A 12051-nucleotide genomic window follows, 5' to 3' on the forward strand; every position below is an offset into this window, starting at 1 on the left:
TAAGCCAAACCACAGATGATACCAGCGGGGCTGAATTTCATAGCGATAACGCGAAATCTGAATTTTTTCCTTTTTAAACCATAAAGTTAACTGCCCATCTTCTGCTGTATTTAACCATTTAATGTTACTATTTTTATATCTAAAATAGACTTTTGGAGATGGAATTTTCCATGCACTATACCTTGCTGATGATACTACCACCATTGAAGGTTGAACATTTCTTAACAATAAATCTGTTGATGAAGTGCTGCTTCCATGATGTGGAGCGAAAAGAAGAGTCGAACGTAATCGATTTTTGTACATTTCAACAAGTGATTTCTCCCCTTGTTTTTCGATATCCCCTGTTAATAAAATTTTATGGTAGCCATCCGTTTATGGTAGCCATCCGTTAATTGAATGACACAAGAATCATTGTTATGCGATATTGGCGCTAACTTTTCAGGCCATAATACTTCAAAAGTTAATATTCCCCACCGCCATTTTTGACCTTTAAAACATGGAAGGTGAGCCATATTTTTTATCTTATTAAGTTTATTATTTTTTTTCCTGTATGCCGAAGTTTTTTGTGGCCCAAAACTACTTCTTACACTTAGCCATGGATATTGCTGGATTAAATAATTAGCCCCTCCAGTGTGATCTAAATGATTATGGCTTAAAATTACTCCAATTGGGGTTATATCATGATATTTAAGGAAAGGAATAATTTGACGCTGTGCATTGCTATCCCCTTTCCATGCATTACCTGTATCATAGAGTAATGCCACATTATTTTGTTCTATCACAACTGCCAAACCGTGTCCGATATCTAATACCGTCATTCTCCAGCCTTCTTTGAATTGTTTACCACTTCCCCTTTCTAAGAAAATCAAAATAACCACACAACTAACAAGCCCGAAATAACGCTTATACCACTTAAATAAAACGACAATGATACTTAGCCAACATATTAAGAATAAATAATAGGGGACATTGATGAATTCTGACCAAAAAGTACTTAAATAAGGTAATGGTTTTAGTCCTAAGGCTATAACGCTATCTATCACATATAAAAGCGACTGCTGAACTACTTCTATTGGCACTAAAAATACGACAAAAATAGCAGGAACAACACACCAGGAAACGAGCGGGACAAACCAAAGGTTAGCCACTAAACCCATTATGTTAATACCATTAAATATGATAAGTTGCATTGGAATAAGTAATACTAGTAAGCCAATTTGTAAGTGTATTAATCCTATAATTTTTCCCTGAACACCTTTAGCTAAATGATATGGTAGTGGAAATATCGATAACCAATAAAGAATGGCTAGAACAGCGAAACTAGACAACCAAAAACTATCTGACAAAATCGCCAATGGATCAAATAATAATATTCCCGCTATACTCCAAAGAGCCCATTGCCAAACAAAATACCTTGCTGGTTTATTTTTAATATATATCCATAATAGTAAGGCAAATAATGCTCGAGTCGCAGGGATAGCAAACCCCGAGATCCACGCATAAAAAACAGCTAACCCCAAACCTATTACTGTTGGTAGTATTTCATTGATATATTTTATTGGTAAAAAATATTGAATTCCTCGAGTAATAAAAATGCCAAACAAGTAAGCTAAGCCAATATGCAAACCTGATATGGCCATTAAATGTGTTAAGCCCGTTTTCTGTAGTAAATAGGCTTGATCTGCGGCTAATAAACTTCTATCACCAAACATTAACCCATAAATAACTCCTTTATTAGACAATGGATTAATTAGTTCCATGTAGTTATAAATGATTTTTTGCCTTACAGAACACCTCATTTGTAATGGTTTTACTTTTTGGCTTTTCAAAACCCCTATAATTCTATTAGCTAAATAGTAGCGTTGTAGATTAAATCCACCTTCATTTAGTGAGCTGTGCAATGGCCTTACTTTACCATTGATTCGCCAAGATTGCCCTGCGCAAACAGATTCTTTTGTTTTCCATGTAGCATATAAAGGCGGAAAAACAATACGGTTGTTAATTTTTTCAATACGTACTTTGATTTTTTGCTCTTTGTTATTCAAAGGAGTACCAATAATAACCACATCAATATCATTATTTTGGTTAGATAGATAATTAACATGATTAATAATGTTAACTCCATGCCAATTACCCCACAGGAAAAACATAATAATTAATGCTAAAAATTTACCTAACTTACCAAATACAAAAAACATTATTATCAACGTAAAAAATAAAAAAACAAATAACAATTCACTCAACATTATAATTTTAGGTATAAATAAAAGTGGTAACGTACCAAAAATCAATGCAATAGAAGCCATTGTTATCGAAACAGGTAAACTTTTACTAAAGATTGAATTATATTTTTTGAGTCGATTGTTTAGCCATCTTATTATGTAGATGATATTTTCTATCAATTTTTGTATCCCTACATAGCATTTATTCGCTTTAGTTTATTTATTTCTATTATTTTTTTAAAGTTTCCTTCTTTTATTTTACGTAGCGCTTTCCAATATATTTTTCACCGACAAAAAAGTACATATTCGTTTGCGAGGAGCTTCGCAAAATATGGATATACCACTCAATATGGTTTTGAATTGGTTTTAATATTTTTTATAAATATAGAGAGGTGTTGGTGTTGGTGTTGGTGTTGGTGTTGGTGTTGGTGTTGGTGTTGGTGTTGGTGTTGGTGTTGGTGTTGGTGTTGGTTAGATATAAAAAACAGTGCCGTATAGAATACAAGCACTGTTTTGATGTAATAATTAAGATTTACAGCCTAATTATTGGCCGTAAATATTTACACGATCACGTAATTCTTTACCTGGTTTAAAATGAGGAACATATTTACCTTCTAGTTCCACTTTATCACCAGTTTTCGGGTTACGGCCAACGCGTGGAGCACGGTAGTGAAGAGAAAAACTGCCGAAACCACGGACTTCAATACGTTCACCGTTAGCTAACGTATCCGCCATATGCTCAAGAATTTCCTTTACAGCTTCCTCAACGGTTTTTGCTGAAAGATGAGACTGCTGGCTAGCCAGTCTTTCAATTAATTCAGACTTGGTCATAGTACCTCCCTAAACTACCGTTACAAAGGGACAACACTACTGTTGTCCCCACTTAATTATTCGCCTTTAGCTGCTTTGAAAGCTTCAGCCATAGCATTGTTGCCGAATGCTGTATCTTCTTGTTTGTTCACAGCTGCGACAGCGTCTTTCTCATCAGCTTCGTCTTTAGCGCGAACAGACAGGTTGATTACACGGTTTTTACGATCAACACCAGTGTATTTAGCTTCAACATCATCACCAACGTTCAGAACCAGAGTTGCATCTTCAACACGGTCACGTGAAGCTTCTGATGCACGCAGGTAACCTTCAACGCCCAGTGTCAGCTCAACAGTTGCACCTTTAGCATCAACTGCGATTACTTTACCAGTCACGATTGCGCCTTTCTTAGTTGCTGCTAAGTAGTTATTGAATGGATCTTCAGCTAACTGTTTAACACCTAAAGAAATACGCTCACGCTCTGCGTCGACTTGCAGAACAACAGCTGCGATTTCATCACCTTTTTTGTATTCACGAACTGCTTCTTCGCCTGCAACGTTCCAGGAGATGTCAGACAGGTGAACCAGGCCATCGATGCCGCCGTCCAGACCAATGAAGATACCGAAGTCAGTGATAGACTTGATTTTACCTTCAACGCGGTCGCCTTTGTTGTGAGTCTCAGCAAATTGCTGCCATGGGTTAGATTTGCACTGTTTCAGGCCCAGTGAGATACGACGACGTTCTTCATCGATATCCAGAACCATAACTTCAACAACATCACCAACGTTAACAACTTTAGATGGGTGAATGTTTTTGTTAGTCCAATCCATTTCTGAAACGTGAACCAGACCTTCAACACCTTCTTCGATTTCTACGAAGCAGCCATAGTCAGTCAGGTTAGTAACGCGACCAGTCAGTTTAGTACCTTCTGGGTAACGTTTAGCGATTGCGACCCAAGGATCTTCGCCCAGTTGTTTCAGACCCAGAGAAACACGAGTGCGCTCACGGTCGAATTTCAGAACTTTAACATTGATTTCATCACCAACGTTGACGATTTCGCTTGGGTGTTTAACACGTTTCCAAGCCATGTCAGTGATATGCAGCAGGCCGTCAACACCGCCCAGATCAACGAATGCACCGTAGTCAGTAAGGTTCTTAACGATACCTTTAACTTCCATGCCTTCTTGCAGATTTTCCAGCAGTTGATCGCGCTCAGCGCTGCTTTCAGATTCAATTACAGCACGACGAGAAACAACAACGTTGTTGCGTTTCTGATCCAGCTTGATTACTTTGAACTCAAGCTCTTTGCCTTCCAAGTGAGTAGTATCACGAACTGGACGTACATCAACCAGTGAACCTGGTAAGAACGCACGAATACCGTTCAGTTCAACAGTGAAACCACCTTTAACTTTACCGTTGATAACACCAGTTACAGTTTCAGCTTCTTCGTAAGCTTTTTCCAGCATCAGCCATGCTTCATGACGTTTAGCTTTCTCACGAGACAGGATAGTTTCACCGAAACCATCTTCTACTGCATCCAGAGCTACATCGATTTCATCGCCAACTTGGATTTCTAGCTCACCCTGAGCATTTTTGAACTGTTCTACTGGGATAGCAGATTCTGATTTAAGACCTGCGTCAACAAGGACTACGTCTTTATCGATGGCAACAACAGTACCACGGACGATAGAACCAGGACGAGTTTCAATATTCTGCAGGGATTCTTCAAAGAGTTGAGCAAAAGATTCAGTCATATTAATGATCTTCAAGAGTTTTAAATTAACGTCCACTTAGCTTCCCGCCAAATGGGGTTGTTTCACATACCCCACAACATTCCATGTCGCAAGGTTGATGCTATGCTAATAATATAATCACATAGCGATAACTGCGTATATTATCTAATTATAAGCTAAAATAAAGCCTATTATCACGATAATTGTAGAATTTTTTTTGCATAGGTGTGTGCTTTTTCAATAACTTCCCCAATAGACATACTTGTGGAATCCAGCACTAATGCGTCTTTCGCGGCAATAAGGGGGGCAACAGAACGGTTACGATCACGAAAATCACGTTCTTCAATTTCGCTCAAAAGACGTTCAAAATTAACATCAAAACCTTTCTCTTGCAACTGCTTCATCCGCCGATGAGCCCGTTCTTCAGCTGAGGCATCAAGAAAAATTTTTACCGGTGCATCGGGGAAAACCACCGTTCCCATATCACGGCCATCAGCAATAAGCCCAGGTAATGTTCTAAATGCACGTTGGCGTCGAAGTAAAGCTTCACGTACGCGAGGAAAAGTTGCTGTTTGGGATGCCGTATTTCCTACTGTTTCGGTTCTAATTTGATTTGAAACATCTTCCCCTTCCAGAATGACTTTCAGTACATTGTCTTCAGGAACAAATTTCACATCTAAATTTGCAGCCAAAGGAACTAACGCATCTTCGGATTGGATATCAACATGGTGATGTAACGCAGCTAACGCTAATACACGATAAATTGCGCCTGAGTCTAAAAGTTGCCACCCAAATTCGTTTGCTAATGCTTGGCAAAGTGTACCTTTACCTGCTCCGCTTGGTCCATCAACGGTGATTACAGGGGCTATCGCCACCATAAAAAATCTCCTTTTCTGCAAATAGCCGAGCTACCCGCAATTAAAATCTGTGAAAGTATTATACCAATTCAGTAGATTTGTGAAATAAGCAGGTTCTGATGATTGCTAAAAAATAAGAAAAAATTGATATTTGAACCATAAAAATTAGGTTGATATCAAACAAAGTAATATCAACCTAATCAATAAATTAATGACTTAAACGTGCCAGCTGTTCGAAGTAATCAGGAAATGTTTTTGCCGTGCAGCCCGGATCCAAAATTGTTACTGGCGTATCTGATAATGCAACTAATGAAAAACACATTGCAATACGATGGTCGTTATAGGTTTCAATTTCAGCATGTTGTAATTTTTTCGGTGGGACCACACGTATATAATCATGCCCTTCTTCCACTTCAGCGCCAACTTTTCTTAGCTCTGTCGCCATCGCATATAACCTGTCGGTCTCTTTTACTCGCCAGTTATAGATATTACGTATCACTGTTTCGCCTTCAGCAAATAAAGCGACGGTGCCAATGGTCATTGCCGCATCAGGAATCGCATTCATATCCATGTCAATGCCCGTCAATGTTCCGCGTTCACATTCAACGTAGTCATCACCCCAACGAATAGTCGCGCCCATTTTTTCTAATACGTTGGCAAATTTAGTGTCCCCTTGCAAACTATTGCGCCCAATTCCTGTTACACGCACTACGCCCCCCTTAATGGCGGCCGCAGCGAGGAAATAAGACGCTGATGAAGCATCACCTTCCACTAAATATTCGCCTGGTGATTGGTATTGTTGCTGCCCTTTGATAACGAAATATTCATATTGATGATTTTCGACATTAACACCAAACGTTTTCATTAATGCTAATGTGATATCAATGTAAGGTTTGGAGACTAACTCGCCAATAATTGTAATTGTTGTGTCTTGCTCTGCACGCGGTGCCGCCATTAACAGCGCAGTTAAAAACTGGCTGGAAACAGACCCATCGACTGAAATTTGGCCACCGATAAAACCACCTTTTAAACGTAGTGGTGGGTAATTCTCTTGTTCCAAATATTCAATCTCTGCACCGCCTTCCCTCAGCGCATCAACCAAATGCCCAATTGGGCGCTCTTTCATGCGAGGCTCACCCGTTAAAATAATATTATTACGGCTTAGTGATAGTGCTGCAGTCAGTGGGCGCATTGCCGTTCCCGCATTGCCTAAAAATATTTCTAGCTCATCTGGATGAGATAAATTTCCGCCTAAACCTTCCACACGACAACGTGTTTTATCTTCAGACAGTTGGTAGCTAACACCTAACTGGGTTAATGCATTCAGCATATGGCGAATATCATCACTGTCCAATAAATTAGTGAGTGTGGTCGTTCCTTTAGCCATCGCTGCTAATAACAGTGCGCGGTTTGAGACACTTTTTGACCCTGGCAAATTAATTGTGCCGTTAATTGAAGGAATAGGTTGTAATGTCAGGGATTGCATAAAAAGCAGTTTCTCCAGTGAAGTTTTGCAAGTAAATAAAATTTGGCTCTATTTTCTTTTAAGTCAAATACAAAGAGCACAAATAACCGACTGAACATCCTATTTCAGTCGGCAAATCTCATTATTGAGCGTTATGACGTTCAAAATCAGCCATAAAGTCAACCAAAGCCTGAACTCCCGCTAATGGCATCGCATTATAGATTGATGCACGCATACCACCAGCCACTTTGTGGCCTTTCAGCGAAAGTAAGCCTTGTTCTTTGGCTTCGTCAATAAATTTCGCATCAAGGGCTGGATTTTGCATTTGGAACGGTACATTCATCCAAGAACGGTTTTCAACTGCAACACGGTTAATATAGAACTGGCTATCATCAATTGCATTGTAGAGTAATTGTGATTTTTCATAATTACGCTTAGCCATTTCTTGCAAACCGCCTTGCTCTTTTAACCATTTGAAGACCATACCTGCGAGATACCAAGCGAAAGTCGGTGGAGTATTAAACATTGAATCATGTTTTGCTAATACCGAGTAATCAAATACGGATGGAGTCTGAGGTGAAGCTTTACCGAGTAGGTCTTCTCGGATAATAACGATAGTTAGCCCTGCTGGCCCAATATTTTTTTGAGCCCCTGCATAAATTACACCATAACGGCTTACATCAATCGGTTTAGATAAGATAGAAGAGGAATAGTCAGCAACAATAATTTTATCTTCAGGGAAGTCAGGTTCCTCATGAATAGCTAAACCGCCTATGGTTTCATTTGGGCAATAATGGACATAAGCTGCATCATCACTTAATGGCCATTCTTTCATGGGTTTTAAACTCACTACACCGTCTTTTTCTTCAGTAATTTGAATCACATTAGGAGAGCAGTATTTTTCAGCTTCTTTTGCTGCAGACTCGGACCAATAGCCGCTTACAATATAGTCTGCTGTCGTTTTATCACCTAATAAATTCATTGGTAACGTTGCAAAATGGGCCCGTGCCCCGCCGTGACAAAATAAAACTTTATAGTTATCAGGGATGTTTAATAAATCACGTAGATTTTGCTCTGCTTCTGTTGCCACTTCGACAAAGTCTTTTCCGCGGTGACTCACTTCCATCACAGAAACGCCTAACCCCTTCCAATTACAAAATTCTTGTTCAGCACGACGCATGACTTCAACAGGTAGCATAGCTGGACCTGCACTGAAATTATAAACCTGACTCATTGACCTCACCCTATCCATCTTCAATTATGGTTAATAAAATTCACTCAGATAGTTAAAGTTGTACCACTCCAAGCCTTTAGCTGCAACGGTTATTGTCAGCAAGTCCAAAAAAGAAAGAGGGGTTATTTTTTGATAATGAGGAAAAGAATTTTGTTAATCTTGTCACACTCTCGACAAGCATCATTTTATGGAGAAATTAACAATAAATAAGCGATAATATCCCGAATTACGTCATTGCGCTGTATTTCGGGATATTCATTGAATATGTCTTTTATTGAGGATTAAAAATTAGCGAATAACTTTGCTTACGATTTCAATCGCTTCTTTTTCTATTTGACGTAAATGCTCTTCACCACGGAAACTTTCACAATAAATTTTATAGGCTTCTTCCGTGCCTGATGGCCTTGCTGCAAACCAGCCATAATCCGTCATGATTTTTAAACCGCCGATTGGTGCATTGTTACCTGGCGCAGCGGTTAAACGCTGTGTAATTTTATCTCCCGCCAATGTATCTGCTGCAACCATTTCAGGTGATAATTTACTTAGCTTTACTTTTTCTTCGTGAGTGGCTTTCGCTTGGATACGGTTATAAATCGGCGCGCCGAATTTCTTAGCGAGATTATTATAACGTTGTTGAGGATTTTCACCTGTAACAGCCGTAATTTCAGCTGCGAGTAAGCAAAGAATGATACCGTCTTTATCCGTTGACCACGGTGTGCCATCAAATTTTAAGAACGATGCTCCAGCGCTTTCTTCGCCACCAAAACCTAATTTACCGCTAAATAAGCCATCAACAAACCATTTGAACCCTACAGGTACTTCGACTAGTTCACAACCGATGTCATTAACCACACGGTCAATCATGGCGCTCGAGACCAATGTTTTTCCGACGGCAACATCTTTACCCCATTGAGGACGATGTTGAAATAAATAATCAATAGCAACAGCAAGATAGTGATTAGGATTCATTAGCCCATCTGGCGTGACGATGCCATGACGGTCGTAATCTGGGTCATTAGCAAACGCAAGATCAAATTTTTCTTTCATCCCAAGCAAACCCGCCATCGCCCAACTTGATGAGCAATCCATGCGAATAACACCATCATGGTCAAGTGGCATAAAGCGGAAAGTTTGGTCGAGTTGGTCGTTTACGATTTCAATATCGAGTTGATAATATTCTGCAATTTTTTTCCAATATTCAATACCGGAGCCGCCTAGAGGGTCAACACCAATTTTTAAACCTGACTTAGCAATTGCTTGCATATCAACAACATCACCCAATGCACAGACATAAGGCATGATTAAGTCTTGCTGGGTCACATATTCGCTTGTCATTGCTGTATCAAAACTGACTCGTTTTACACCTTCGAGGTTATTGGCTAGCAATTGGTTGGCATTTTTCTCAATCACAGAGGTTAAATCGGTATCAGCCGGCCCGCCATTTGCTGGGTTGTATTTAATACCGCCATCTTCAGGTGGGTTATGTGATGGTGTAATCACAATGCCATCTGCAATATCTTGGTGTGATTGGTTATAACTTAAGATAGCATGAGAGATAGCTGGAGTTGGAGTAAACCCATTATTCTCCTGAACAATAACATGAACCTGATTTGCCGCTAACACTTCAACCACAGTCATAAATGCCGCTTCTGATAACGCATGGGTGTCTTTGCCCACAAAACAAGGGCCTGTTACGCCTTGCTTTTTGCGTAAATCAGCAATTGCTTGTGCAATGGCTAGTATATGGTTTTCATTAAAGTTTTTACGCAATGAGCTACCGCGATGCCCTGATGTTCCAAACTTAACAGCCTGAGATGCATTTCCAGGTTGTGGTTGCTGCGTATAATATTGAGCGGTTAATTGAGCGACATTGATCAAGTCACTTTGAAACGGAAGCTGCCCTGCACGTTCATGTATTGTCACTTGTTTTCTCCCAAAGCACTGATGCTTTGTTATCAACACCAGTGGCCTGTCAGTTTTTAAATAGTATTACAAACTTTTTCAATCACATTGGCTGGAAATTGCATTTCCTGCATGATTGCATCAACCATACTACGCTTACGATTAGTATTCGTATTTGTGATCACCCAATAGGGTGTTCCTGGTATATGACGCGGCTTAGATTGCTTGCCAGCTGCAAGTAATGTTTGCTCATCACCAGCAAAATAAATACGAGTTCGGCCATGCATTAACTCTGTTGCACTCGCAAAACGATTTGAATCTAAACTATATAAGGTAGATAAAATCAACATAAAGCGGTCAATCGCTTTACTTTTTTCTGCATAAGCGTCAGATAACAGAAGCTCTCTAATGACTCTAACAGGATTTAATGCAACAGCGGGTGTACTCATCGCAGGTTCAGCCTTAATGACGGCATGTTCCTGACTAATTTCTTTTGCTTGTACTGGCTGCCCGGATTTGAAATTTAACATACGGCGCAAAATATCCGATGCACTTTCACCGATATGCTGTGTATGGCTCGCAATATAGCGGTAAAGCTCTTCATCAACTTCTATCGTTTTCATTTTTTCCCAGTACTTATTTAACTAAAATTTGCGGTGTGATTATAAGACAGATTTAAAAAAAACAAAACAATTAAAATTTCAATAACTTAAAGTAAACATTTTTCTAAGTTCAAAGATAATTCAGTGGGTTATCATGCCATTAATTTCAATATTTTACTTCAGTGAGCGAATTCAATTTTCTGAAATTTATTGGCTATAAACCTCCTAGTTATCGACTATTAACTTACCTCAGCCAAGATAGCCGTTTATTTGACCATTTGGATTTTACTCAGAGCCGTGACATGATAAGACCACATGTACCACTGACGAATTGATCAAATAAATATGACTGTGTTACTTAACCATACTATCCATAAACCTGAAAATCCAATCTCAAATAGCCCTATAGTACTCATACATGGGTTATTTGGTGACCTCAATAACTTAGGTGTTTTAGGTCGTAATTTACAACAATATTTCGATACGATTCAAATTGATGTTCGTAATCACGGTGACTCATTCCGTGATGAGCAAATGAGTTACCAGCAAATGGCCCAAGATGTTATTACATTAATAAAATCTTTAGGGTACGAAAATGCTATTTTAATTGGTCACTCAATGGGTGGCAAAATAGCCATGGCTGCAACTGCAATCGCCCCTAATTTTATTGATAGCATCGTTGCTATTGATATGGCGCCTGTCGCTTACCAAGTCCGTCGTCATGATAAAATATTTGCGGCTCTTGATGCCGTCACGGAAAAAAATGCGAAAACTCGCCAAGAAGCTACCGTGATTATGCGTAATTATATTAACGAAGATGGCGTTATCCAATTTCTGCTTAAATCTTTTAAACAAGGTGAATGGAAATTTAATTTGCCTGCCCTCAAAGCGAATTATGAACATATTATTGGTTGGGAAACCGTACCCGCTTGGAATAAACCCGTATTGTTAATCCCCGGAGGAAACTCCCCTTATGTGCAAGCGGAATATAAAGAGCAAATAGCGCAACAATTTCCACAAGCCAAAGCATGGGTTGTCGCCGATACGGGCCACTGGGTTCATGCAGAAAAACCAGACCATGTATTAAGAGCTATCCATCGCTTTTTATCTATTCCTGATCCTGAATAATTAATCATATTTAAATATAGATATTGGAAAGACATGTATCTTTTCAATATCTTTAAATATATTTGTAGTTAAATATAATTACTTTATTAATTACACAATAA

At 39.1% G+C, this 12051-nt stretch carries 9 protein-coding genes; 1 reads left to right on the plus strand and 8 read right to left on the minus strand.

Translation table 11 applies throughout. The annotated features are described in order from the left end of the window. Positions 1–344: 344 nt before the first annotated feature. The 8 genes from P3L37_RS13175 to seqA form a co-directional block, all read right to left on the minus strand. On the minus strand, positions 345–2402 hold the full coding sequence (locus tag P3L37_RS13175) for a DNA internalization-related competence protein ComEC/Rec2 (RefSeq protein ID WP_316927664.1): 2058 nt from the start codon (positions 2400–2402) through the stop codon (positions 345–347). Between the two features lie 363 nt (positions 2403–2765). Then, on the minus strand, positions 2766–3053 hold the full coding sequence (ihfB, locus tag P3L37_RS13180) for an integration host factor subunit beta (protein WP_004256221.1): 288 nt from the start codon (positions 3051–3053) through the stop codon (positions 2766–2768). A 56-nt stretch (positions 3054–3109) separates the two neighbouring features. Then, complete coding sequence (gene rpsA, locus P3L37_RS13185; protein ID WP_004909559.1) at positions 3110–4783, minus strand: 30S ribosomal protein S1; 1674 nt, start codon at positions 4781–4783, stop codon at positions 3110–3112. Between the two features lie 173 nt (positions 4784–4956). After that, positions 4957–5640: a (d)CMP kinase gene (cmk, locus tag P3L37_RS13190; protein ID WP_004909557.1), complete on the minus strand. Its 684-nt coding sequence runs from the start codon at positions 5638–5640 to the stop codon at positions 4957–4959. A 187-nt stretch (positions 5641–5827) separates the two neighbouring features. Beyond that, positions 5828–7105 (minus strand): 3-phosphoshikimate 1-carboxyvinyltransferase, encoded by a 1278-nt coding sequence (aroA, locus tag P3L37_RS13195; RefSeq protein WP_109911045.1) that lies wholly within the window; start codon positions 7103–7105, stop codon positions 5828–5830. A gap of 121 nt (positions 7106–7226) precedes the next feature. Beyond that, positions 7227–8318: a 3-phosphoserine/phosphohydroxythreonine transaminase gene (serC, locus tag P3L37_RS13200; RefSeq protein ID WP_110731825.1), complete on the minus strand. Its 1092-nt coding sequence runs from the start codon at positions 8316–8318 to the stop codon at positions 7227–7229. A gap of 288 nt (positions 8319–8606) precedes the next feature. Then, positions 8607–10241, minus strand: a complete 1635-nt coding sequence (gene pgm, locus P3L37_RS13205; RefSeq protein WP_222959841.1) for a phosphoglucomutase (alpha-D-glucose-1,6-bisphosphate-dependent) — start codon at positions 10239–10241, stop codon at positions 8607–8609. 56 nt (positions 10242–10297) lie between these two features. Beyond that, a complete protein-coding gene (gene seqA, locus P3L37_RS13210; RefSeq protein WP_109911042.1) occupies positions 10298–10843 on the minus strand; it encodes a replication initiation negative regulator SeqA in 546 nt (181 codons plus the stop codon). Between the two features lie 324 nt (positions 10844–11167). On the opposite strand from seqA, the gene ybfF reads away from it, so the two are divergent. Then, the gene (gene ybfF, locus P3L37_RS13215; RefSeq protein WP_110731824.1) at positions 11168–11950 is read left to right on the plus strand and encodes an esterase; all 783 of its coding nucleotides are present in this window, start codon (positions 11168–11170) and stop codon (positions 11948–11950) included. Positions 11951–12051: the final 101 nt, after the last annotated feature.

It is taken from the genome of Providencia sp. PROV114 (genome assembly GCF_032704305.1).
GTDB lineage: Bacteria > Pseudomonadota > Gammaproteobacteria > Enterobacterales > Enterobacteriaceae > Providencia > Providencia rettgeri.

Coding starts and splice junctions, on each gene's coding strand:
- rpsA (WP_004909559.1), bottom strand. CDS start 4,783: ATGACTGAATCTTTTGCTCAACTCTTTGAAGAATCCCTGCAGAATATT.
- ihfB (WP_004256221.1), bottom strand. CDS start 3,053: ATGACCAAGTCTGAATTAATTGAAAGACTGGCTAGCCAGCAGTCTCAT.
- ybfF (WP_110731824.1), top strand. CDS start 11,168: ATGACTGTGTTACTTAACCATACTATCCATAAACCTGAAAATCCAATC.
- cmk (WP_004909557.1), bottom strand. CDS start 5,640: ATGGTGGCGATAGCCCCTGTAATCACCGTTGATGGACCAAGCGGAGCA.
- aroA (WP_109911045.1), bottom strand. CDS start 7,105: ATGCAATCCCTGACATTACAACCTATTCCTTCAATTAACGGCACAATT.
- seqA (WP_109911042.1), bottom strand. CDS start 10,843: ATGAAAACGATAGAAGTTGATGAAGAGCTTTACCGCTATATTGCGAGC.
- serC (WP_110731825.1), bottom strand. CDS start 8,318: ATGAGTCAGGTTTATAATTTCAGTGCAGGTCCAGCTATGCTACCTGTT.